Origin of the sequence: Rhodococcus sp. MTM3W5.2, assembly GCF_001984015.1 — a bacterium.
In the GTDB taxonomy this organism is placed as follows: domain Bacteria; phylum Actinomycetota; class Actinomycetes; order Mycobacteriales; family Mycobacteriaceae; genus Rhodococcus_G; species Rhodococcus_G oryzae.
Genome location: NZ_CP019572.1, coordinates 2,454,139 through 2,477,574 on the forward strand (window position 1 = coordinate 2,454,139; position 23,436 = coordinate 2,477,574).

At 69.4% G+C, this 23,436-nt stretch carries 12 protein-coding genes and 6 pseudogenes; 8 read left to right on the forward strand and 10 right to left on the reverse strand.

The window, feature by feature from the left end; genetic code table 11:
* Positions 1 to 36: 36 nt before the first annotated feature.
* A pseudogene (glsA, locus tag BTZ20_RS11340) lies at positions 37 to 1,859 on the reverse strand (glutaminase A).
* 197 nt (positions 1,860 to 2,056) lie between these two features.
* On the opposite strand from glsA, the gene dxs reads away from it, so the two are divergent.
* Together dxs and BTZ20_RS11350 are read left to right on the forward strand one after the other, a co-directional pair.
* Positions 2,057 to 3,988 carry a 1-deoxy-D-xylulose-5-phosphate synthase gene (gene dxs, locus BTZ20_RS11345; RefSeq protein ID WP_077043639.1) on the forward strand — a complete coding sequence of 644 codons (1,932 nt, stop codon included), beginning with the start codon at positions 2,057 to 2,059 and terminating at the stop codon, positions 3,986 to 3,988.
* Between the two features lie 270 nt (positions 3,989 to 4,258).
* The gene (locus tag BTZ20_RS11350) at positions 4,259 to 5,710 is read left to right on the forward strand and encodes an amidase (protein WP_262982566.1); all 1,452 of its coding nucleotides are present in this window, start codon (positions 4,259 to 4,261) and stop codon (positions 5,708 to 5,710) included.
* On the opposite strand, the pseudogene BTZ20_RS11355 reads toward BTZ20_RS11350, so the two are convergent.
* Positions 5,670 to 7,114, reverse strand: a pseudogene (locus BTZ20_RS11355) (sugar porter family MFS transporter). The gene BTZ20_RS11350 and the pseudogene BTZ20_RS11355 overlap by 41 nt on opposite strands.
* A 177-nt stretch (positions 7,115 to 7,291) precedes the next feature.
* A complete protein-coding gene (locus BTZ20_RS11360; protein WP_189636637.1) occupies positions 7,292 to 7,942 on the reverse strand; it encodes a TetR family transcriptional regulator in 651 nt (216 codons plus the stop codon).
* Between the two features lie 26 nt (positions 7,943 to 7,968).
* Between BTZ20_RS11360 and BTZ20_RS11365 the strand changes: the two genes are divergently transcribed.
* Complete coding sequence (locus BTZ20_RS11365) at positions 7,969 to 8,904, forward strand: aldo/keto reductase (RefSeq protein WP_077041431.1); 936 nt, start codon at positions 7,969 to 7,971, stop codon at positions 8,902 to 8,904.
* Positions 8,905 to 8,915: 11 nt separating this feature from the next.
* Here BTZ20_RS11365 and BTZ20_RS11370 read toward each other — a convergent pair whose 3' ends face one another.
* From BTZ20_RS11370 to BTZ20_RS11395, 6 genes and pseudogenes are all read right to left on the reverse strand, one after another.
* Positions 8,916 to 9,920 (reverse strand): iron-siderophore ABC transporter substrate-binding protein, encoded by a 1,005-nt coding sequence (locus tag BTZ20_RS11370; protein ID WP_077041432.1) that lies wholly within the window; start codon positions 9,918 to 9,920, stop codon positions 8,916 to 8,918.
* A gap of 98 nt (positions 9,921 to 10,018) precedes the next feature.
* Positions 10,019 to 11,083 (reverse strand): alpha/beta hydrolase, encoded by a 1,065-nt coding sequence (locus BTZ20_RS11375; RefSeq protein WP_077041433.1) that lies wholly within the window; start codon positions 11,081 to 11,083, stop codon positions 10,019 to 10,021.
* Positions 11,084 to 11,347: 264 nt separating this feature from the next.
* Positions 11,348 to 13,453: a 3-hydroxyacyl-CoA dehydrogenase NAD-binding domain-containing protein gene (locus BTZ20_RS11380; RefSeq protein WP_077041434.1), complete on the reverse strand. Its 2,106-nt coding sequence runs from the start codon at positions 13,451 to 13,453 to the stop codon at positions 11,348 to 11,350.
* Between the two features lie 2 nt (positions 13,454 to 13,455).
* Positions 13,456 to 14,579, reverse strand: a pseudogene (locus BTZ20_RS11385) (thiolase family protein).
* A gap of 151 nt (positions 14,580 to 14,730) precedes the next feature.
* Positions 14,731 to 16,006: pseudogene (locus BTZ20_RS11390) on the reverse strand (HRDC domain-containing protein).
* A gap of 47 nt (positions 16,007 to 16,053) precedes the next feature.
* Positions 16,054 to 17,477, reverse strand: a pseudogene (locus tag BTZ20_RS11395) (WS/DGAT/MGAT family O-acyltransferase).
* Positions 17,478 to 17,558: 81 nt separating this feature from the next.
* On the opposite strand from BTZ20_RS11395, the gene BTZ20_RS11400 reads away from it, so the two are divergent.
* Positions 17,559 to 18,815, forward strand: coding sequence for an alpha/beta hydrolase (locus BTZ20_RS11400; protein WP_077041435.1), 1,257 nt, complete (start codon positions 17,559 to 17,561; stop codon positions 18,813 to 18,815).
* On the opposite strand, the gene BTZ20_RS11405 is transcribed toward BTZ20_RS11400, so the two are convergent.
* Positions 18,784 to 19,377 (reverse strand): DUF3000 domain-containing protein, encoded by a 594-nt coding sequence (locus BTZ20_RS11405; protein WP_077041436.1) that lies wholly within the window; start codon positions 19,375 to 19,377, stop codon positions 18,784 to 18,786. The genes BTZ20_RS11400 and BTZ20_RS11405 overlap by 32 nt on opposite strands.
* Before the next feature lie 115 nt (positions 19,378 to 19,492).
* Between BTZ20_RS11405 and BTZ20_RS11410 the strand changes: the two genes are divergently transcribed.
* From BTZ20_RS11410 to hemQ, 4 genes and pseudogenes are all read left to right on the forward strand, one after another.
* Positions 19,493 to 20,185: a hypothetical protein gene (locus tag BTZ20_RS11410; protein ID WP_077041437.1), complete on the forward strand. Its 693-nt coding sequence runs from the start codon at positions 19,493 to 19,495 to the stop codon at positions 20,183 to 20,185.
* Between the two features lie 102 nt (positions 20,186 to 20,287).
* Positions 20,288 to 21,385, forward strand: coding sequence for a uroporphyrinogen decarboxylase (gene hemE / locus BTZ20_RS11415; RefSeq protein ID WP_077041438.1), 1,098 nt, complete (start codon positions 20,288 to 20,290; stop codon positions 21,383 to 21,385).
* A pseudogene (locus tag BTZ20_RS11420) lies at positions 21,382 to 22,736 on the forward strand (protoporphyrinogen oxidase). Before hemE ends, BTZ20_RS11420 begins: the two are co-directional and overlap by 4 nt.
* Positions 22,737 to 22,740: 4 nt before the next feature.
* Positions 22,741 to 23,436 carry a hydrogen peroxide-dependent heme synthase gene (gene hemQ / locus BTZ20_RS11425; RefSeq protein ID WP_077041439.1) on the forward strand — a complete coding sequence of 232 codons (696 nt, stop codon included), beginning with the start codon at positions 22,741 to 22,743 and terminating at the stop codon, positions 23,434 to 23,436.

Below are 23,436 nucleotides of genomic sequence, written 5' to 3' on the forward strand. Positions count from 1 at the left end.
GACAATTCGGGCGGGATCGACTCGCTGACGGGCGGTTCAGCCCAGGCGGCCGCGCGGCGCCAGCGACCGGATCGCGGCCTCCATCTGGGCATATGCGCCCGCCGCCAACTGCTCGAGGAGCGCCACCTTGAGGCCGGGTGCGTCGGCGCTGAGGCGGGCGAAACGGTCCGGCGGCAGCACCGCCAATCGAACATCGGTGTCGGCGTGCACGTCGCCGAGGAACCGTTCCCCGATCAGCAACGGCATCTCGCCGAACGTCATCCCCGGTGCGAGTGTGGTGATCCGGTGGGGGACCCCGTCCGGCCCCTGCAGGGTGTTGCTCACCCGTCCGGCGAGGATCAGGAAGAGGCCCGCCGCCGGATCGCCGCGGTGCACGATCAGCTCGCCCTTGGCGACGGTCCTGATCTCCAGCTCGCCAGCGAATCTGTCGAACTGCTCGACGCTGAGCGCCGACAACAGGGGGTGCTCGGCGAGCGTGATCGACTCCGGCAGCCGGTCACCCGCGCAGTGCCGATCCAGGAGGGTGTCCTCGCACCACTCGAGGGCCGAGTCGAGGTCGACGAAGACCCGGCCGCCTGCGGCGGGAGCAAGCCCGGAGGTGGTGTGCCCCAGCCGGCCCTCGGGGTCGACAAGCGCGAGCTGGCAGCCCTTGACACCGAGGTCGTCGTACAGGTCCGACAGCATCCTGCCCGCGACCCCGCTGACGTCGTCCACCCGCCGGACGTCGACGGCGACCGCCTCGAGTTCGTCGCTCTGCGCGGTGATCTCGCGCACCGCGGTCTCCGTGCCCGCAAACAGGAGGTCACCGTGCAATTCGTAGATCCGCGCGCGCCGCCCGAACTTTTCGAGCGACTCGCGTTCGGCCTGCCCGCGTCGCTGCCTCGACGGTGCCTCCGCGACCGAGTAGCTGGACCTGACCGCGGAGCGGGCCGCGCGCGTCACGTGCAGGAAGTGCAGCTCGAGTTCCTTCGAGAGCTCCCGGCAGGCCTGGACCCGCGGACGCTGTTGCCGTGGGCGTCGAGGCGCGGCGAGTACACCGCGATCCCGATCTGACCGGGCAACACCGCGAGCACGCCGCCGCCGACGCCGCTCTTGGCGGGCAGGCCCACCTGCGTCACCCAGTCGCCCGCGGCGTCGTACATCCCGCAGGTGGTCATCACGCTCAGGACCCGTTCGACGAGGTCAGGCGCAAGGGCCCGCTCATGGGTGACCGGGTTGACCCCGTTGTTGGCCAGCGTCGCAGCCATCAGTGCGAGGTCGCGGCAGGTGACGTCGATCGAGCACTGCCTGAAGTACAGGTCGACGGCCGCGTCGGGGTCGTCCTCGATGATGCCGAACGAGCGCAGCATGTGTCCGATGGCGCGGTTGCGGTGACCGGTTCGCGCCTCGGACCGGTAGACCGCCTCGTTGAGCGCGAGCTCGCGGCCCGCGTAGCGGGAGTAGCACCGGCGCAGTCGCTCGAATCGATGCTCGGCATCGTCCCCGTCGATCAGCGAGGCGGCCGCGATCGCGCCCGCGTTGATCATGGGGTTACGGGGCCGCTCCGTGACGGGGTCGAGGCTGATCTCGTTGAACGGCTCCCCGGACGGTTCGACATCGATCTTCTCGCCGACCGCGCTCAGGCCGCGGTCGGCCAGTGCCAGACCGTAGGTCAGGGGTTTCGAGATGGACTGAATGGTGAACTCGGTGTGCGCGTCGCCCGACTCGTAGACGTAGCCGTCCGAGGTCGCGATACACAGGGAGAACGAGTCGGGCGCGACGGCGGCGAGTTCCGGGATGTAGTCGGCGAGTGCTCCGGTGCGGTTCTCCCGGCACCGTGCGAACACTTCCCCGATGAGGCCGTCCACGACGTTGCGCATGGGGCTCAGCCTAGGTCCACCGCGGTGACCTCGGTCACCGAAGTTCGGCATAATGAGCAGGCAGCGCCGCCGCGCCGCGCGGGTGGACGGGACGTCGGGTAGTTGTCGGATGCGGACTCCGTAGACTGGGTCGGTCGGCACGGTGTCGACGCCGTGTTCACGCAGTTTTTGCTGTGTCTCTGGAGGGAGCGATCTCGTTGGGTGTCCTTTCTCGAATCCAGGCGCCCACCGATCTGCGCGCGCTGAGCCCCGCCGAGATGCGGGAGCTCGCCACGGAGATCCGTGAATTCCTCGTCCACAAGGTCTCCGCCACCGGCGGCCACCTCGGGCCGAACCTGGGCGTCGTCGAGCTCACCTTGGCGCTGCACCGCGTCTTCGACTCGCCGTCCGACCCGATCATCTTCGACACCGGTCATCAGGCCTACGTGCACAAGATGGTCACCGGCCGGATGGACCAGTTCGACTCGCTGCGCAAGCAGGGTGGACTGTCCGGTTACCCGTGCCGCGCCGAGAGCGAACACGACTGGGTCGAGTCCTCCCATGCCTCCGCCGCGTTATCCTACGCGGACGGTCTGGCGAAGGCCTTTGAGCTGACCGGGCAGGACCGGCACGTGGTCGCCGTGGTCGGCGACGGCGCGTTGACCGGCGGAATGTGTTGGGAGGCACTCAACAACATCGCGGCGGGCCGCAATCGGTCGGTCGTCATCGTCGTCAACGACAACGGCCGCTCCTATGCGCCGACCATCGGTGGGCTCGCCGATCACCTCGCGGCGCTGCGGCTGCAGCCGGGCTACGAGAAGGTTCTCGACAACAGTCGGCGAATGGTCAAGAAGATGCCGTGGGTGGGGCGCGCCGCGTACCAACTCCTGCACGGCATGAAGGCCGGGATCAAGGACATGGTGAGCCCGCAGGTCATGTTCACCGACCTCGGCATCAAGTACCTGGGTCCGGTCGACGGCCACGACGAGGCCGCCCTCGAGTCGGCGATGCGTCGGGCGAAGTCCTTCGGTGGGCCGGTGATCGTGCACGCCGTGACGCGAAAGGGCATGGGTTACGCCCACGCGGAGAACCACGTCGCCGATCAGATGCACGCGACCGGCGTCATCGATCCGCTCACCGGACGGTCGACCTCCGAGCCCGCCGCGGACTGGACCTCGGTGTTCTCCGAGGAACTCGTCGCCCAGGCCGAGCGCCGCCAGGACATCGTCGCGATCACAGCGGCGATGCCGGGGCCGACCGGCCTCGCCGCCTTCGGCGAGCGGTTCCCGGACCGGATGTTCGACGTCGGTATCGCCGAACAGCACGCGCTCACCTCCGCTGCGGGCCTCGCCCTCGGCGGGCTGCACCCGGTGGTCGCGGTGTACTCGACCTTCCTCAACCGCGCGTTCGACCAGTTGCTGATGGATGTGGCGCTGCTCGACCAGCCCGTGACAATCGTGCTCGACAGGGCGGGGATCACCGGTCCGGACGGGGCCAGCCACAACGGCATGTGGGACTTCTCGCTGCTCGGGATCGTGCCGGGCATCCGCGTCGCCGCGCCGAGGGATGCGGCGTCATTGCGAGAGGAGCTCGCGGAGGCGCTCGCGGTCAGCGATGGCCCGACCGCTCTGCGATTCCCGAAGGGCGCTGTGGCCGAGGATATCCCGGCGATCGAGCGACTCGGCGGCACGGTGGATGTGCTGCGCATGCCGGAGGCGGGCACGGGTGATGTGCTGATCGTCGCTGTCGGCCCCTTCGCCGAGGTGGCACTCGAGACGGCCGTCCGGCTCGAGCAGCAGGGCATCAGTGCCGCGGTCGTCGACCCGCGCTGGGTGCTGCCGGTGTCCGAGGCGTTGGTCGCGCTCGCCGCGGACTTCCGCATGGTCGTCACGGTCGAGGACAGCGGACTGCACGGCGGCATCGGTTCCAGCGTGTCGGCGGCCCTGCGCGCCGCCGGGGTGGACACGCCCTCGCGGGATGTAGGTGTGCCGCAACGGTTCCTGGACCACGCGTCGCGAGATCAGATCCTCAAGGAACTCGGTCTCACGGCTCAGGATCTGGCCCGCCAGATCACCGGCTGGGTCGTCGGTGTTCGTGCCGACGTGTCTCAAAAGTCTGAATTGGAAGTGCGGGACCCCCGAATCAGTTAGATTGGTGCAAATCGCTAACCAATTGGGGGGAAATTTCGCATGGGTACCGCTCTGCCTCCGTCGCGTTCTGACGGTGAGAGGGTTCGGATGACCACAAGGGCGGTCGTTTTGGCGAAGGGGGAGCGGACCGGCAGATCGCGTTCGATCATCCCGACGGATCCTGCTCTGCTGAGTGCGGTCGAAGCGGCGAGTCTGCTGCAGACCCGCGAGCTGCATCCCCGAGAGTTGTTGGACGCGTGCCTATCTCGCAGTGCAGACCTGGATGGCGAGGTGTCGGCCTGGGTTCGGATCTATCCGGAGCTGGCATATGCACAGGCGGACCGGGCGGCTCAGCGTCTTTCCGCCACCGAGGTCGAGCGCCACGGCGCGGCGCCCCTGGTGTGCGGCCTGCCCATCGCGCTCAAGGACTTGTTCGCGGTGGAGGGCCTGCCGCTGACGGCGTCGAGCCGGGTGCTCGAGGGCAATATCGCCGCGGGCAACGCCACCGTGTGGCAGCGCATGAGCGAGGCGGGCATGGTCCTGATGGGTCACGCGCACACCCACGAGTTCGCGATCGGATCGTGCACCCCGCAGGTCGGAAATCCCTGGGACACAACCGCGTCCGTCGGTGGTTCCTCGGGCGGTAGTGCCGCGGTTGTGGCCGCACGGTTCGCGCCGCTCGCCACCGGCACGGATACGGGTGGGTCCATTCGCCTGCCCGCGTCGGTGTGCGGGGTGAGCGCCATCAAGCCCACCTACGGTCTGTGTAGCAGCTACGGCGTGATCCCCGGGATCTGGAGCCGCGATCACGTCGGTTCGATCGGCCGCAGCATCGCCGACGCGGCACTGCTGCTCGGCTTCATGGCCGGATTCGACCCGCAGGACCCGGTGACCGCGACCGCGCCTGCTCTGCCAGAGGGCGGATATCCTCTCGTCGCCCGCGGCGGGCGGAATCCTCTGGCGGGTAAGCGGTTCGGTCTTCCGAGCGGTGTCGGCGAGGCATTGCCGGGCGCATTGGCCACGGTCTTCGAGGGATTCATCGGACTCGTGCGCGAGCTCGGTGGGGAGATCGTGGGCGTCGAGATGCCCCCGCTGCCGGAGGGAATGCTCCCGGGGGACTACATCGAGGCCGGGGCCTACCACCGCCAGTTCTCTGACCGGACAGCCGATTACGAGCCGATGTCCGCGGCGATGATGGGCGGCGCCATCGCGATGTTGGCCGCACCCGTCGCCGAGTACTGGGACTTCCAGCGCTCACGGGCCGAGTATCAGCGTGCGTACAACCGAATGCTCGCGGACAACCGGCTCGACTGTGTGCTGCTTCCCGGTACGAAGCTGGACGGTGTGAAGCGTCCGGAGAACGTGGTCGGCGACGTCGAGTGGGCGAATTACAGTGGCGCGCCTGCACTCTGCATTCCTGCGGGTCGATCGGCCGAGACGGGCATCCCGTTCGGCGTTCAGCTCGGTGGCCGGCCATGGGATGAGGCCGGGCTGATCGCGTTGGCTCTCGAACTCCAGGAGGCGCAACCGATCTGGCGGGAGATGGCGCCGCTGTCGGGTGCCCCCGTCAGATCCCGGAGGTCTCGCTCGGTACGCCCGGTGCCGGTCCCGACCCGACCAACACCGATGCCGCCCCCGCGGCGTTCCGGATCGTCGCCACGACGGCCACCGCCCGGATCTGACGTCCGTCCGGGGCTGATGGTCAGCCGGCCGCCTCGAGGGTGCGTCCGCGGGTCTCCTTGACGAACCGCAGGACGACGAAGAACGAGATCACGGACATCGCGGCGTACCCGGCGTAGGTAAACGAGAGGTTCCAGTCGGCGAGCGCGGGGAAGGTCGACGACACAAGGAAGTTCGCGACCCAGTTGGCTGCGGTGGCGATGCCGACCGCAGCCGCGCGGACCCGGTTCGGGAAGAGTTCGCTGATCAGCACCCAGACCACGGGCCCCCAGGAGAACGCGAAGAAGAACACGAAGGCGTTGGCGGCCAGCAGGGCGATCATGCCGTTGGTGTCGCTGAGCGTCGCGACCGAGTCGCCATCGGCGTCGGTGGTGATGGTGGCGGTGTGGAAGCACGCCGCCGTGATGGCCAGCGAGATGGCCATGCCCACCGAGCCGACCAGCAGCAGAGGCTTGCGGCCGATCTTGTCGATGACCGCGATCGCAATGAAGGTGCCGAGTATGTTGACCAGCGCGCTGACAACGCTGATGAACAGGGACCTGTCCTCGCCGTAGCCGACGGCCTGCCAGAGCGTGCTGGAGTAGTAGAAGATCACGTTGATTCCGACGAACTGCTGCAGCGCGGCGAGCGCAATGCCGATCCAGACCAGCGGCGCCACGCCGAGTCGCTTCGAGAACAGTTCGCGGACGGTGGTCTTGGTCCGGTGTTCGCTCAGCGAGTCGCGGATCTCGTTCATCCGCCGGGTCACCGCGTCGTGGTCACCGCCCTCCAGCCGGGAGATGATCTTCCTGGCGTCCTCGTCGCGCGAGCGGGCCACCAGGAACCGCGGCGACTCGGGGATGGTGAACGTCATGATCAGGTAGAGCGCCGCGGGGACCGCCTCGAGCGCGAGCATCCATTGCCAGGCCTCGATGCCGGCCAGCTCGCCCCTCGCCCCTCCCGCCGACGAAGACAGCGCGTAGTTGACGAGTTGGGAGACGGCGATGCCGAGGACGATGGCGAGCTGATACATCGATCCGAGACGGCCCCGGATCGCGGCGGGGGAGATCTCCGCGATGTAGGCGGGCGCGATCACCGATGCGACACCGACCGCCACACCGCCGACCACACGCCACGCTGTGAGGTCGTAGATGCTGAACGGAAAGGCGGAACCGAGGGCGCCGACGATGAACAGCACTGCGGCGATCCGCATCACCCGGATGCGCCCGAGGCGGTCGGCGACCTCGCCGGCTATCCACGCGCCGAGCGCGGCCCCGAGCAGCGTGAGAGAGACGGACAGTCCCGTTCCGGCCGCGCCGATGTCGTACCGATCGCGGATCGCGCCCACCGCGCCGTTGATGACCGCGGTGTCGTATCCGAAGAGGAAGCCGCCGAGCGCTGCTGCCCCGCGAACATCACTGCGTGGGCGACGTCCGCCTTCGCCGCGCCCGACCCGGTGCCGCCGAAGGCGGTGTCGCTCTGTGCCATCTCTGACCCCTAGCGCGCCCCGCGGTCGACGCCCCATTGCGTCGTGCAGCACCCGGGACAATGTGGACGCTACGCCGATGCGGGTGCGATGTTGTCGAATAACGCCGCCCCGGATCGCGGCCTCCTTGTGGGGGTCGCGGTCCGGGGCGGGCTTTACCTAGCGCGCTGTAGTCGGCCCTATGCCGGATTCCTGGGCGCGAGCGTGGCGAAAGATCGACGGAGCAGTTCCACGGCGTCCATGGTCTCGTCAGGCCCGGCCCAGGTGGTCATCGCAACGTCGAAGCAGGCCAGCGACGCCTGAACCAGCGTCTGTGCTCGCAGACCCGCGAGATCGCCGGTGAGTCGCTCCTGCGCGAGCGGAGTCAGCAGACTTGCCCACAGCATGTGCTTCTCGAGGTTGCGAGCGCGTAGGGACGCTGCGCTCGTCAGAACGCGCATGGTCCTCTTGCTTCGTTGTTCGTCCGTGTTCGGTTGAGCCAGTAGGGCTTCGAAGGCCGCGTGCAGGGAATCCCAGACCGGTTCATCGGCCGGCCGCGCGGCGAAGGCGTCGCGGACGAATTCGCCCCAGGGAACGAGGTCGCCGATGACGGCGTCCTCCTTGGCTGGGAAGTAGCGGTGGAAGCTGCGGGACGAAATGCCCACCTCGGCGGCGATCTGCTCGACGGTGACCGCATCGAAACCCTGCTGGGCGAACAGGTCGATCGAGACCTCGGCGATCCGTGTACGCACGGCCTTGCGCGTGATGTCGCGCAGGCCCGGATTCGATGAACTTCCCACGATGGAAGCGTACAGTGCCGAAAGTGTCATAGGCTGACACAATTGACGCATCGTGACATAAGACGAAGGGCTTCATCATGGACACGCGCACTCTCGGCCGGCAGGGCCTTGCCACTGGCGCTCTCGGCTACGGGGCGATGGGTACCGCCACGGGTTATGGCCCCACCGACGACACCGAGTCGATCGCCGCGATCCGAAAGGCCTACGAGCTCGGCGTGACGATGTTCGACACCGCCGAGATGTACGGCTGGGGCAAAGGCGAGAAACTGCTCGGGCAGGCCCTGGCGCCGATCCGCGACGACGTGGTCATCGCGACGAAGTTCGGCTTCACCCACTCCTTCGGCCTCGACTCCCGCCCGGAGCACATCGGCGAGGTGGTCGAGGCCAGCCTGCGCAACCTTCGCGTCGATACGATCGACGTGCTCTACCAGCATCGACCCGACCCGAACATCCCGATCGAAGACGTGATCGGCGCAATGAAAGAGTTCGTGGAGGCAGGCAAGGTCAAGTATCTGGGGCTGTCTGAAGCGGACGAGTCCACCATCCGCGCCGCGCACGCGGTTCACCCGATCTCGGTGCTGCAGACCGAGTACTCGATCTTCGCGCGCGACGTCGAACCCCTGTTCCCCGTCCTCGAGGAGCTCGGTATCGGGTTCGTCGCCTATTCACCGCTGGCTCGGGGCTTCCTCAGTGGCGCGGTAGCTTCCCGCCAGAGTTACGACGCCAACGACTTCCGTCAGTACATCCCCTGGTGGGCGCCCGAGAACTTCAACGCCAACATCGCCATCGTCGACGAGTTGACCGCACTGGCAGGAAGCAAGGGTGCCACGCTCGCGCAGCTGTCACTGGCGTGGCTGCTGACCCGCAAGGATTACGTCGTCCCGATTCCGGGATCCCGCAACCCGCAGCGCGTCGACCAGAACGTCACCGCGGCCGAATTGGACCTGACTCCCGACGATCTCGCCACCATCGAGCAGATCGCCCCGACAGGTGGCGTCGGGGGCCGCATGTAGGTGGCGAGACCTCAGCCCGCGCGCTTCGCCGCTTCCGACAGCTGCGGGACGATCTTGTCGAGCACCCACGGGATGCTGAGCACGTTGACGTTGCTGAGTCCGGCGATGACCTGCTGATCGCTGAGGAGGACGGCCGAGCCGCGCTGAACCGCCCCGAGTGAGGCGATGGCGGGGTTGCCGAGCGGATCAGTCGCGCCGTCGGTGAAGGCCACGATGACGTCCGCATCGATGTCGCGCACGTTCTCCAGCGAGATGTCCTGGTAGAACTTGCCGCTCTCGTTGGCCGCGGCGAGCTTCTCCACGCCGGGGGCGTTGACGAAGCCGAGCTCGGTGAGGACCTGGACCCGTGGATCCGTCGGCAGGTAGACGTTGGCCTCACCCGCGCCGGTGTCGAAGTTCACCACCGCGAGGGTCTTTCCCGCGAACTCGGGGTGCTGGGATCCGGTGTCGGCCAGGGTCTTCCCCAGTCCGTCGATCAGGCCCTGCGCCTCGTCGGGCTTGCCGACCGCCTCGCCGATGATGCTGGTCTGGTCCTGCCAGGTGGTCTGCCAGGCCTTGCCCGGATAGGCGACGGTGGGGGCGAGCCGGCTGAGCTTGTCGTAGTAGGCCTGGTCGAACCCCTCGTACGGCGCCAGGATCGCGTCGGGGGCCAGTGCGGCCAGTGTCTCGATGGACGGCTCGCCCGCCTGTGGATCGTCGAACAGGGTGGTCTTGTCCGCGTCGTAGTACTTCTCGGCCCAGGGCATCACGCCGTTCGGGCTGGCCCCGTACACGTATTTCGGCTGGCCGACGGGCGTGAGGCCGAGCGCGTAGAGCACGTCCTGGGCGTTCCAGCCCATCGTGACGAGTCGGTCCGGCCTCGCCTCGAGGGTGGTGGTGCCGAAGGTGTTGTCGATGCTGACCGGGTAGGTGCCGTCGCCTGCCGCGGCGTCGCCGGAGTTCGCGGTGTCGGAGGCGCAGCCGACCAGGGTGGTGGCGGCGAGGGCGGCGATGCCGAGACGAAGAAATGAACGCATACAGGGGAGCCTAACCTAACTATCTCGGCCCCGGAAACGGGTCCGCGCCCCGGGCGAGGTGCCGGGGGCGCGGATCCGCGAGAACTCCTGGGGACGAATCAGCCGATGTTGGCCGACAGGTCGGGAATCATGCGGTGGACCTGGTCCTCCCAGTTCTTCCAGTTGTGGACTCCCGTGGCCGGGTAGTCGTAGTGGGCGTTGCCTGCGCCGATGGTGGCCATCCGGACCTCGAACGCGCGGGTGTTGGCCAGTGCCAACGCCTCCAACGGAACGGCCTGCACGACGCCGAGGGCATCGCTGACGTCGCCGGGGCCGGGGAGTCCGCTGCCGGAAGCGATCCACAACCGGGTGTTGTTCGCCTTCAGCATCGGCGCGAAGACGAACGGATCCATCCGCAGCCACTGCGGCCCCCACGGCGGCGCCATCGCATCGATGTTGAAGCCGCCGGCCGAGACCATCGCGACGCGAAGTGCCTCGCGCATGCCGGGCGCCGAGTTGTTGAGGAAGCCGGAGTACGACCCGGCGAAGCTGAACTGCTGCGGGTGGTAGGCGGCGAGCGTCAGGGCCGCGCTACCGCCCATCGACAGGCCGAACACGCCGTTGCGGGTGGAGCGGAACCCTTCCCGGTCGGCCAGCGCGCGCGGCAGCTGTCGGGCCAGGAAGGTCTCCCACCTGTAGGTGTTGGCCTTGCCGTCGACGTCGGCCGCGGCATCCGAGCTGCCCAGCGCCGACGACCCGCCGGAGCTGCCTGTGGAGGACCCGAGGTCGCCCGGGAGCCAGGTGCTCGGCGCGTTCCAGTCCGCGTAGAAGCTGGACTCCCCGCCGACCGGCATCACGACGTTGATGTTCGCGGCGGTCAGCGCGTGGGCGACGTTGGTCTCGATCTCCCAGCCGTTGAGGTCGTTGCGGGCGCGCATCCCGTCGAGGGCGTACACGACACGGTTCCTGTTGCCGTCCGCGGCACGGAAGATCCGGGATTTGATCGGACCCATGTCGCTGTCGACCCAGAAGTCGTACCCGAAGTTCGGATCGAACGCCGCGTTCGCGGTGCCGACCGGACCTGCTACCGACACCCCGAGCGGTAGCACGATCGCCATTGACACCAGCATTGCGCGTTTGAGCCTCGAGACGGCCCTCCCACCCCTGAGACGTCTGACTCGCATTCTGTTATGGCCTTTCGTCGGTGCGGCCATGCACGGCCGCCGTTCACGGGCACTCTGCACCATAACGCTGTATCGGTGCAGAATCCCCCAAAACGTGGTGGGGGAGGCGTGTGTCCGGATCCCGTCGAACGCCAGGAACGGGGGGATTCGAGTATTTCCGCAGGTCACAGACGCGGCGACGCGGCAGGTGGCCCGACACGCGAAACGGGCGCGACACGGGAGATTTCCCGCGCCGCGCCCGTTTCGTGACGTGTGCCGTCTGGTCTAGACGCTCGCGACGCCCTGCGCCAGGAAGCGCTTGCCGTTCACGGCCTCCGAGGTGCCGGTCCGGTCCAGGTACGGCGTGATGCCGCCGTTCCAGAAGCCGAAGCCGCCACCGAGGATCAGGCAGAGGTCGATGTCCTCGGCCGCCGCGACGACACCCTCATCGAGCATGATCGCGATCTCCTCGGCGAACGCGCGACGCGTGCGCTCGAGGACCTCTTCGGCGGTGGAGGCCTTGTCGCCCTGGGGCCACAGCGCGGCGACCTCGGGGTCGACGACCTGGCCGTTCTCGCCGTAGGTCCACACGCCGGGCTTGCGGGCCTCGACGAGCGCCTCGAGTCCGGGCGAGCTCGTGAACCGCTCGGGGTACGCGGCCTGCAGGGTCTCGCCGGTGTGCAGCGCGACCGCGGGACCGACGAGGGCCAGCAGCGTGAACGGGCTCATCGGCATGCCCAGCTCGCCCACCGCGTTGTCCGCGACGTCGAACGGGGTGCCCTCGTCCACCACGGTCATGACCTCACCGAGGGTGCGGGTGACGAGGCGGTTGAAGACGAACCCGGCCTTGTCGCCGCACAGCACGGCCGACTTCTTCAGCGTCTTGGCGGTGGCGAAAGCCGTTGCCAGCGTCGCGTCGTCGGTCTTGGCGCCCTTGATGATCTCGAGCAGGGGCAGCACCGCGACGGGGTTGAAGAAGTGGAAGCCGACGACGCGCTCGGGGTGCTTGAGGTCGGCCGCCATGTCGGTGATCGACAGCGACGAGGTGTTGGTCGCGAGGATCGTCTCGGGGGCGATGAAGTCCTCGAGCTCGGCGAAGATCTTCTTCTTCAGGTCGAGGTTCTCGAAGACGGCCTCGATGACGAAGTCGGTCTTGGCGAACGCCGACTTGTCCAGCGAGCCGGAGACCAGCGCCTTGAGGCGGTTGGCGGCGTCGGCGGACAGTCGTCCCTTGCCCTGCAGCTTGTCGATCTCGGTGTGGACGTAGCCGACGCCCTTGTCGATGCGCTCCTGGTCGATGTCCGTGAGGATCACCGGGACCTTGAGCTGGCGCACGAACAGCAGCGCGAGCTGGCTGGCCATCAGGCCGGCGCCGATGATGCCGACGCCGGTCACCTTGCGCGCCAACGACTTGTCCGGCGCGCCTGCGGGACGCTTCGCCCGCTTGTTCACCAGGTCGAAGGCGTAGAGGCCGGCACGCAGCTCGTCGGCCATAAGCAGGTCGGCGAGCGCCTCGTCCTCGGCCGCGAAGCCGGCGTCCAGCGAGGCCGGATCGGTGAGGTCGGTGCCGCGGGCCAGCTCGAGCAGCTCGATCGCCCTGACCGCGCCGGGGGCGTTGTTCTTCGTCTTGCCTGCGACGATGGCCTTCGCGCGGGCGATGGCGTCGTCCCAGCCCTGACCGCGGTCGATCTCCTGGCGGGCCGGGGTGATCTCGCCCGCGAGGACCTGAGCGGCCCAGCCGAGGGACTGCTCGATGAAGTCGGCGGAACCGAACACCGCGTCGACGACGCCGAGCTCGAGGGCCTTCTTCGGGTTGATGACCCGGCCGTTGTTGAGCGGGTTCTCGATGACGAGGGTGACCGCCTTGTCGGCGCCGATCAGGTTCGGCAGCAGCTGCGTGCCGCCCCAGCCGGGGACCAGGCCGAGCATGGTCTCGGGCAGGCCGAGCGCGCCCGCGCTCTCGGATGCGGTGCGGTAGTGGCTGTGCAGCGCGACCTCGAGGCCGCCGCCGAGCGCGACTCCGTTGACGAAGGCGAAGGTCGGGACGGTGGACTCACGCAGGCGACGGAACACCTTGTGGCCCAGGCGGCCCAGTTCGAGGCCCTGCTCGCGGCTGGTGATGGACGGCACGCCCTTGAGGTCCGCGCCCGCGGCGAAGATGAACGGCTTGCCCGTGATGGCGATCGCCGTGGGGTTCGCGGCGAAGGCCTCGTCGAGCGCGGCGTCGAGTGCGGTGAGTCCGCCGGGGCCGAAGGACGACGGCTTGGTGTGGTCGAAGCCGTTGTCGAGGGTGATCAGCGCGACCTGACCCTCGATGCCGGGAACGGACACGAGCTTGGTGAACGCGTTCGTCACGACCTCGTCGGCGAATGCGGTTGCGATTTCAGACATGGTTACTTGGCTCCGTCGAAGTTCGGGTTCTCCCAGATCACGGTTCCGCCCATGCCCAGACCGATGCACATGCTGGTCAGGCCGTAGCGGACGTCGGGACGCTGGGCGAACTGGCGGGAGAGCTGCGTCATCAGACGCACTCCCGAGGAGGCGAGGGGTGGCCGCAGGCGATGGCGCCGCCCCACTGGTTGACGCGCGGGTCGTCGTCGGCGATGCCGTAGTGCTCGAGGAAGGCGATGACCTGGACGGCGAAGGCCTCGTTGAGCTCGAAGAGCCCGATGTCCTCGATCTTCAATCCGGTACGGGCCAGCAGCTTCTCGGTCGCCGGGACCGGTCCGTAGCCCATCACGGCCGGGTCGACGCCCTGGTAGGCGAAGCCGACCATGCGCATACCGATCGGCAGGCCGAGCTCGATGGCGGTGTCCTCGCCCGCGAGGATCGCGGCGGTGGCGCCGTCGTTCAGGCCAGCCGCGTTGCCCGCGGTGATCCGGCCGGCGGGACGGAACGGGGTCTTCAGGCCGGCGAGGTCCGCGACGGTGGTGCCGGGGCGCGGCGGCTCGTCCTCGGTCGCCAGGCCCCAGCCCGCGGCCGAGCGGGTGGCGACGGGCACCAGGGTGTCGGTGATGTAGCCGGCCTCCTTGGCCGCCTGGTACTTGGTCTGCGACGCGACGGCGTAGGCGTCGGTGCGCTCCTTGGTGATGGTCGGGAACCGGTCGTGCAGGTTCTCGGCGGTGTTGCCCATCACCAGCGCGCTCTGATCGACCAGGCGGTCGGCCAGGAAGCGCGGGTTGGGGTCGGCGCCCTCGCCCATCGGGTGACGGCCCATGTGCTCGACACCGCCGGCGATGACGACGTCGTACTGGCCGAAGCCGATGCCGGAGGCGGTGGTGGTGACGGCGGTCATCGCGCCCGCGCACATGCGGTCGATGGCGAAGCCGGGCACGGTCTCCGGGAGGCCGGCGAGGATTCCGGCGGTGCGGCCGATGGTCAGGCCCTGATCGCCGGTCTGCGTGGTCGCGGCGATGGCGACCTCGTCGATGCGGGCGGGGTCGAGCTGCGGGTTGCGGCGGAGCAGTTCGCGGATGGCCTTGACGACGAGGTCGTCGGCACGGGTCTCCGCGTACATGCCCTTCGGTCCGGCCTTGCCGAACGGGGTACGGATGCCGTCGACGAAGACGACGCTGCGCTGTGATGCGGGAGCAGCCACGCTGGATTCCTCCTGGCTGGAGTGGACGAACGGCCGGACACGACGTCCGGCCCGTCCACTCTAGCGCGTATTACTCACCAGTAACATGGGTGGGTGCCGTGCGCAGTGCCTCCGCGAGCAGGGGGCGGTCAGCTCGCGCTGCCACGGCCTGGCGCCGCCCGCAGCCAGTGTCTCGTCGATCTCGGCGGTCACCCGTGTGAGGTCTCCTGGGTGATCGGTGGGATCGAAATCCCAGCACAGGCGCCGGACGAGCTCGGGGGTGAGCAGGTTCTCCACCGGGACCTTCACCCGCTCCGAGAGTTCGGTGATGGCCGCGCGGGCCGCCGCCAGCCGTTCGGCGGCCTCGGGATTGCGGCGTGACCAGCGGTTGACCGGCGGCGGACCGGTGAAGGGCTGCGTGACAGGGGGGAGCTCCTCGGACGAGAGGGCCCTTGCCCGTTCGAGTGCCTGCATCCACAGCGCCGAGGACCGGCGCTGACGCGGTCCGCCGAACACCGGCAACGACCGCAGTGCGTCGACGTTCTTCGGGTCGGCGGTCGCCGCCGCGACGATCGCCGAGTCGGGCAGGACCCGCCCCGGCGCGACGTCACGCTTGCGTGCCAACTCGTCCCGTGCGGTCCACAGTTCGCGCACCGCGGCCAGCTGGCGCGACGACTTGAGGGAGTGGATCTGCGACGTGCGTCGCCAGCGGTCGGGCTTGGGCTTCGGCGGGCCCGCGAGCCGCACGTGCTCGAATTCCTGCGCGGCCCAGTCGGTCTTGCCCTGCGACTCCAGGTCCTCTGCGACGGCGTCGCGCAATTCCAGGAGCACCTCGACGTCGAGGGCTGCGTAGTTCAGCCAGGTTTCGGGCAGCGGGCGGTTGGACCAGTCGTCGGCCCCGTGCCCCTTCTTCAGTTCGAAGCCGAGCTTGCGTTCGACGATCGCGGCCAGGCCGACCCGCTCGTAACCGGCAAGCCGGCCCGCGAGCTCGGTGTCGTAGAGGGCGGCGGGCCGCATGCCGAGCTCGTCGAGACCCGGGAGATCCTGATCGGCCGAGTGCAGCACCCATTCGAGCGGGTTGATCACCTCGGCGAGCGGGGCCAGTTCGCCCGCGATCGGGATGGGATCGACCAGGACGGTGCCCGCACCTGCCCGCCGGAACTGCAGCAGGTAGGCGCGGTTCGAGTACCGGAAGCCGGATGCGCGCTCGGCGTCCACCGCGAGCGGGCCGGTGCCCCGGCGAGCCGCTCAACGGCCGCGGCCAGCAACCGGGTCGAGTCGACGAGCTCGGGGAGCCCGCCTGCGGGGGTCAGGAGCGGCACGGCGGTGCGCTCGGGGCCTGGTCGCTGACGTCGGACATGAACAATGACCTTACGGCGCGAACCCGGCCGCTTCAGCAGACGCCGGGTGCGCGTCACGTCCGGGCAGGCGTGGTCTTGCGCTTGCGGGTCTTGGCGCGGGCGGCCTTGACCATTTCGTCGAGGGCGGGCCCGAAGGCGTCGGCCAGGTCCCACAGCTCGGGGCGAGCTCCGGGCAGGACATCAGGCCGACGTTCAGCCTGCCGTCGAGGGACATCACCGTGGCGTTCAGTCCGGCGCCGTGGAAGATCGGTCCGAGCGGGAACATGGCCACGATGCGGGCGCCGAGGAGATACAGCGGGACCGGCGGACCCGGGACGTTGGAGACCACCAGGTTGTGCACCACGGGATGGCGCTCGGCCAGCTTGAGCGAGGAGTAGACCCGCATCGCCGGGCCGAAGGCCGCAGGCGCCGCGAACTGGGACCAGTCCTGGAGCAGGCTGGCGCCGAGCGAGGCGTTGTGCGACTTCACCATGGTGTTGTGCGCGTTGGCCTCGGTGAGCCGGGTGACGGGGTCGCCGATCTGGGTACCGAGCTGGGTGAACATCCCCGAGATCTGGTTGGTCCCAGGCCGATCGGAGGTCTCGTGCACCGAGACCGGGACCATCGCGACCAGTGAGGTGTCGGGCAGCTCGTCGCGGTCGGAGAGGTAGCGGCGCAGCGCGCCGCCGACCATCGCCAGCACCACGTCGTTGACCTTGACGCCGAAGGCGTCCTTGACCAGCTTGACCTTCGCGAGATCCAGCTGCGCGTAGGCGATATTGCGGTGGCCGGTCAGTGCCCCGTTGAGGGAGGTCCGCGGCGCGGTGAAGGGCGCGGGCATCGCCTCGCCGCGCCGGGCGCGGGTGATCCATTTCGGCAGCAGCGCGATCCCGCTCGGCAGTGCCCGGGCCAGCTGGAGCGGGCGGCTGACGAAACCGAGCAGGCCGCTGACGGCGAGGTCGAGGGTGTCCGCGTCGCCCGCCGTGCGCTGGTCGGGGTCGACCTCCGGTCGCGGCGCGTCGGGGGTCAGCCCGCACAGCTGCGCCATCATGCTCGCCCCGGTCACGCCGTCCACGTTCGCGTGATGCATCTTGGACATGATGGCGACGGTGCCGTCCTCGGACCCCTCGATCACCCACATCTCCCACAGGGGGATGGTGCGGTCCATCTGCTGGCCCGCGATGTGGCCGCACAAGTCGGCGAGCTCCTTGCGGCCGCCGGGGCCGGGTACCGCGATCCGGTGCACGTGCCGGTCGATGTCGAACTCGGGGTCGTCGACCCAGACCGGATGGTCGAGGTTCAGCACGGAGTCGTGCAGCTTCCTGCGGAAGACGGGCATGCCCTGCGCTCGGGCGGTGAGCTCCGCCTTGAAGGAATCGAAGTCGTACCCGCCCGGGATCGTCGAGACGTCGAGGACGATCAGCCCGCAGACATGCAGGAGCTGGGTGGGCGTCTCGAGATAGAGGAACGTTGAATCCAGACCGCTCAGTCTCTCCATGTCCCAACTTTAGAGGCGCTTCTACTATTGAATCGGGTGAACGGAAAAGCCCACTCCGGGCACAGGGGTGAAAGAGGTCACATGACACGGGGTTTCCTGATCCGGCAGGCGGTCAACGCGGCGCTGACGGCCAACGCGCTGCGGCCCGTCCCCGGTATGTGGGCCTCCGTGCCCGCCTTCCTCGCCGGCTGGCTGACGTCGGAACTGGCGCCACAGCAACTCGGGGCGACGGTCCTCGACGCGGGTGTCCACCTGGCCCGCCACGGCGCGTCAACGCGCAGCGACCGGCTGGGTCTCGCGCTCGCGGCGGTGTCCGCGGCCGGGCTGACGGCGGCGATGGTCTCGTCCCGTCGCGCGGGGCAGGAGATGGCGGACGCCCTGCGCGAGATCGGCGTTGACGATCCCGGTGCAGGCAGCCCCATCGACTGGCGCTCGAGCAGCAGGCCGTTCCGGATGCGCCGCGACGATGTCGCAAGGGTCAGCAACCTCGAGTACGCGCCCGGCGGCGCCCGGTTCCGCGTGGACGTCTACCACCACCGCGACCTACCGCCCGACGCGCCGATGCTGCTGCAGATCCACGGCGGCGGTTGGGTGATCGGGAGCAAGGACCATCAGGGCCTGCCGCTGATGGTGGAGCTGGCCTCCCGCGGGTGGGTGTGCGCGGCGGTGAACTATCCGCTCTCGCCGCGCGCCAGCTGGCCGGCCCATCTCATCGCGCTCAAGCAGGCCGTCGCGTGGCTGCGGACGAACGGCGACAAGTACGGCGGAGACCCGGATTTCCTCGCCGTCACGGGCGGCTCGGCGGGTGGGCACCTGGCCGCGATGGTCGCGCTCACCGCCAATGACCCCGGCCTCCAGCCGGGTTTCGAGGACATCGACACCTCGGTGTCGGCCTGTGTGCCGATGTACGGGGCCTACGACTTCGCCGCGGAGACGGGGATCAGGCAGGTGCGGGCCCGGGTCGAGTCCAGGATCAGCGAGATGGTGCTCGGCAAGGGCGCGAGATTCCCCGAGGACTATCTGGCCGCGTCGCCGCTGGCGAAGGTGCGCGCCGATGCGCCACCGTTCCTCGTCGTGCACGGGACCCACGACTCGTTGCTGCCGGTGACAGAGGCCAGGGAGTTCGTGGCGAGGCTGAGGGCGGTCTCGACCAGCCCGGTCGCCTATGCAGAACTGCGCGGCGCGCAGCACGCCTTCGACATCTTCCACTCGATCCGGAGCGACCAGGTGATCCGCGCGATCGCGGCGTTCCTCGAGTCGGTCAGGGCGGGCAGGGCGTCCTGCGCGGAGCGCCCGAACGCCGAGCTCACCCCTTCGACGGACTCCCGAGCTGGGTGACGCCGACCGGAGGCAGGCCTGCGGCGTAGGCCAGCACCTCGCAGAACGCCTCCACGTGGGGGCCGAGTTCGATGGACGTCGCGGTCCAGGAGGCACGCAGCTCGAGCTGATGCGCGTGCGGAGGTCCCGCGATGTCGCCGTACCGCACCGAGCTGGTCGCGGTCACGGTGCCGCCGAGCGCGGTCATGGGTTCGCCGCGGGTCTCGAGCGCGTCGACCAGCCAGCTCCAGGCGACCTCCGGCAGTAGCGGGTCCGCGGCGAGATCGGCGTCGAGGTCGGCCTGGATGTAGGCGACCAGGCGCATGGTGCCGTTCCAGGCCTCGTCGCCTTCGGGGTCGTACAGCAGGATCAGCCGTCCGAAGGCGTCACCCTCGGACTGTTCGGCCACGATGTCGGACTCGGGATGCCGGACCTCGGCGCCGAGCGCGTAGCTGTACGGCGCCAACCGCTGCGGCGGCCGGATCGGACCGATCTCGATCTGCGGGTGCACCGCGGCCTTCTGCATCGCAGCTATCGCGCTGCGAAACTGAGCAGGCTCGGCAGGGGATCCCGACGTGGTCACACCGCGGACGTTAGACCTGCCCCGATCGTCGCCGGTGGAGGCGCGCCGGTTCTAGCGGCATCGGCTCCCGGCGCTCCGCGTCGCGCGTTGCTCTCGCCGGAGGCATCATGAAGAGGTGGACCAGCTGCTCGGGTTTCTCTCGCACTCCTGGTGGCTGCTGTTCGTCTTCGGCGGCAGTATCGGCGGGGCCGTGAAAGCAGTCGGCGCGGCCAACCGGCGCCGCGCCGAGCGGCGACTGGAGCGCTACCGGCTGAAGCAGCAGACGAAGATCGAGATTGCTCGCGCCAAGGCGCAGATCCACACCGACGAGCGGACCCAGCGACGCGAGATCGCCAAGATCGTCGATGAGCACGATCAGACCGACGCGCGCTGGTTCGGTTACGAGATGAGCCTGGTGACGCTGCTCGACTTCCCGATGGTCACGGACATGCGCGAACCGCTGACGGTCGAGTTCCACAAGGCAAAGCGGCGCGCGGACCTGCTCCGGCCGGAGGACCCGGAAACGATGGTGGGCAACCACGAGGCGCAGGTCGAGTACCGCGACGCCGTGCATGCCTACGCGATCGCCTTCGACGTCTGCGAGGCGGAGGCGAAGCGACGGCGTCGCAGCGGATTCACCGCTCGCGAGCAAGAGCGCCTGGTGCGTGCCCAGCGGCTGCTGCGGCTGGCCATGGATGAGGGGGCCACGCCGGAGGAGCGGCAGAGCGCGTACGTGAAGGCGCGTAAGGACCTCGACGGGCTGATCGTGCTACCGGCCGGTGCACGAGCACAGCTCGAGCACCGGATCGCCGGCCAGATCGGCGCATGAGTCGCCCGGGCCCGCCCGCCACGGCTGGAGTCGGGTTCCCGGTCGCGGATCTGGCAGCATGACCGGGAAAGGAAACTTGGCGGGCGACGAGCGTTGGGACATATGAGCGACCTGGAAGACACGAATGCGGCCATGACCACCGGCGCGCAGTACCCGTACCGGCGGATGCTGCCCCAGGCACCGCTGCTGGCGGCCGCGACCGGGCGTACACCGGCACACCGACCGGTGTGGTTCATGCGGCAGGCAGGCCGGTCGTTGCCCGAGTACCGCGAGATCCGGGCCGGGATCGGGATGCTCGAATCCTGCTTCAACCCCGAACTGGTCTGCGAGATCACCATGCAGCCGGTCCGCAGGCACGGGGTGGACGCGGCGATCCTGTTCTCCGACATCGTCGTCCCGCTCAAGGCGGCGGGCATCGACCTGGACATCGTGGCAGGCACCGGGCCCGTCGTCGCCTCGCCGATCCGCTCGGCGGCCGATGTCACGGCGCTGCCGCGGCTGCGCACCGAGGAGGTCGGCGCGGTCACCGCGGCGATCTCGCTGCTCACCAAGGAACTGGGCGACACCCCGCTGATCGGGTTCGCGGGGGCGCCGTTCACCCTTGCCTCCTACCTGGTCGAGGGCGGTCCCAGCCGCAACCACGAGCGCACCAAGGCGCTGATGCACTCGGATCCGCAGACCTGGCACGCGCTGCTCGGGTCGCTCGCGGACACCACGATCACCTTCCTCAAGGCGCAGCTGCATGCGGGCGTCGACGCGGTGCAGCTGTTCGACTCCTGGGCGGGTGCGCTCTCGCTCGCCGAGTACCGCAGGTTCGTGCTGCCGCATTCGGAGCGGGTGTTCGCGGAGGTCGCCGAGGCAGGCGTGCCGCGGATCCACTTCGGTGTCGGCACCGGCGAACTGCTCGGCGCCATGGGCGAGGCGGGCGCGGACGTGGTCGGCGTCGACTGGCGGATCCCGCTCGACGAGGCCGCCCGCCGGGTCGGCCCCGGCAAGGCGCTGCAGGGCAACCTCGACCCGGCGGTGTTGTTCGCCGGCTGGGACGCCGTCGAACGCGAGGTCCGCCGGGTCGCGGGCGAGGCGGACCGCGCCCTCGCGGCGGGTGCGATCGGACACATCTTCAATCTCGGCCACGGGGTGCTCCCGGACACCGATCCGGGCGTGCTGACCGCGGCGGTGGAGCTGGTGCACTCGCTGTGACATCGGTCGCCGTCATCGGTGGGGGCATCTCCGGCCTCGTGGCCGCGTATCGGCTGCGGCAACGGCTCGGGCCCGACGCCGTCATCACGATGGTCGAGGCGTCCGGGCGCGTCGGCGGCAAGCTGCGGACCGTGGAGCTGGCGGGCGACGGCGTCGACGTAGGCGCGGAGGCCTTCATCGCCCGGCGGCCCGAGGTGCCCGCGCTGCTCGCCGAACTCGGCCTGTCCGACCAGATCGTGGCCCCGGCCGCGGTGCGCCCGCTGATCTGGTCGGGGACACGCTGCACCCGCTGCCGGGTGGAACCCTGATGGGCATCCCGGCACGACCGGAGTCGATGGTGGGGCTCGTCGACGAGCAGACGCTGGCCCGGATCGCCGCCGAGCCGGGCGTCCCGCTGGACTGGCGGCCCGGCTCCGACACCGACGTCGCGACCCTGGTCGGTTCCCGATTCGGCGAGCAGGTGGTGCGCCGCTCGGTGGACCCGCTGCTCGGCGGCGTCTACTCGGGACTGTCGGACTCGATCGGTGTGCGCGCCGCGCTGCCGACCCTGGCCGCGGCGCTGGACCGCGGCGCCTCCAGCCTGTCCGCGGCGGTCGCGCAGGCCCTGCCGGAGCCGAGCCCAGGCCCGGTGTTCGGCGGGCTTCGTGACGGCTACGGCGTGCTGCTCGACGCGTTGACGGAACGGGCGGCCGCGACGGTGCTGCGTGCCGACGCGTCGGGCCTGTCCCGCTCACCCGACGGGAAAGGCTGGTGGATCGATCCGCTCGGCCGGGTCGACGGCGTGGTCCTTGCCGTGCCCGCGCCGTCGCTGGCCGCGCTGCTGTCCGAGGTCGCGCCGGCCGCGAGTGCGGCCGCCGCCCGGATCCCGCTGGCCTCGTCGGTCGTCGTCGCGCTCGCGCTGCCCGATGGGACGCCGCTGCCGCAGAACTCCGGCATCCTCGTCGCCACCGGGGAAGCCGTGCGCGCCAAGGCATTCACGCTGTCCAGCCGCAAATGGCCGCACCTGGCCGAGCGCGGCGGGGCGCTGGTGCGGGCCTCGTTCGGGCGGTTCGGGGACGCGGACATCGTCGACGCCCCCGATGCCGAACTCGTCGCGGCCGCGCGCGCGGACCTCGAGACGGTGACCGGCCTTCGGGTCGATCCGGTCGACGCGGTCGTGCAGCGCTGGCACGGTGGGCTGCCCCAGTACGGGCCGGGCCACCTCGACCGCGTGCAGGTCATCGAGGAGGCGATCGGCGCGCTGCCAGGGCTCGCCGTCGCGGGGGCGCTGCTGCACGGTGTCGGTGTGCCCGCATGCGTGGCGGCGGCGACGACGGCGGCGACCACGGTCGCGGAGCAGATGGCACGATAGAGCCATGGCACGCCTCGATTACGACAAGCTCAACTCCACGCTCCGCTACGCGATGTTCTCGGTGTTCCAGGTGCAGCCGGGTGTCCTCGAAGAGGACCGCACCAAGGCGATCGACGACGCGAAGGCGTTCTTCGATTCCTTCGAGGACACCGACGCGACCGTCCGCGGCGTCTACGACATCGCCGGGATGCGCGCCGACGCGGACTTCCTGATCTGGACCCACGCGGAGAAGTTGGAGGATCTGCAGAAGCTCTACGCCGACTTCCGGCGCACCACCATCCTCGGTCGCGCGAGCGACCCGGTGTGGAGCAACGTCGCGCTGCACCGTCCCGCGGAGTTCAACAAGAGCCACCTGCCGGCCTTCGTCGCGGGCGAGGAGCCGGGCGCCTACATCTGCGTGTACCCGTTCGTGCGGTCCTACGAGTGGTACCTGCTCCCGGACGACGAGCGCCGCAAGATGCTCGCCGACCACGGCAAGGCGGGTCGCGGTTACCCGGACGTGCGCGCGAACACCATCCCCGCCTTCGCACTCGGCGACTACGAGTGGATCCTCGCGTTCGAGGCGCCCGAGCTCGACCGGATCGTCGACCTGATGCGTGACCTGCGTGCCACCGAGGCGCGGATGCACGTGCGCGAAGAGGTCCCGTTCTTCACCGGTCCCCGGGTGGACGTCGAGAAGCTCATCGCGTCCCTGCCCTGA

Bases quoted from the DNA above. Each gene is read 5' to 3' on its own strand.
- BTZ20_RS11370 (WP_077041432.1), bottom strand. From the start codon at position 9,920: ATGCGTTCATTTCTTCGTCTCGGCATCGCCGCCCTCGCCGCCACCACC.
- BTZ20_RS11365 (WP_077041431.1), top strand. From the start codon at position 7,969: ATGGACACGCGCACTCTCGGCCGGCAGGGCCTTGCCACTGGCGCTCTC.
- hemE (WP_077041438.1), top strand. From the start codon at position 20,288: ATGAGCGACCTGGAAGACACGAATGCGGCCATGACCACCGGCGCGCAG.
- BTZ20_RS11360 (WP_189636637.1), bottom strand. From the start codon at position 7,942: ATGCGTCAATTGTGTCAGCCTATGACACTTTCGGCACTGTACGCTTCC.
- hemQ (WP_077041439.1), top strand. From the start codon at position 22,741: ATGGCACGCCTCGATTACGACAAGCTCAACTCCACGCTCCGCTACGCG.
- BTZ20_RS11380 (WP_077041434.1), bottom strand. From the start codon at position 13,453: ATGTCTGAAATCGCAACCGCATTCGCCGACGAGGTCGTGACGAACGCG.
- BTZ20_RS11375 (WP_077041433.1), bottom strand. From the start codon at position 11,083: ATGCGAGTCAGACGTCTCAGGGGTGGGAGGGCCGTCTCGAGGCTCAAA.
- BTZ20_RS11400 (WP_077041435.1), top strand. From the start codon at position 17,559: ATGACACGGGGTTTCCTGATCCGGCAGGCGGTCAACGCGGCGCTGACG.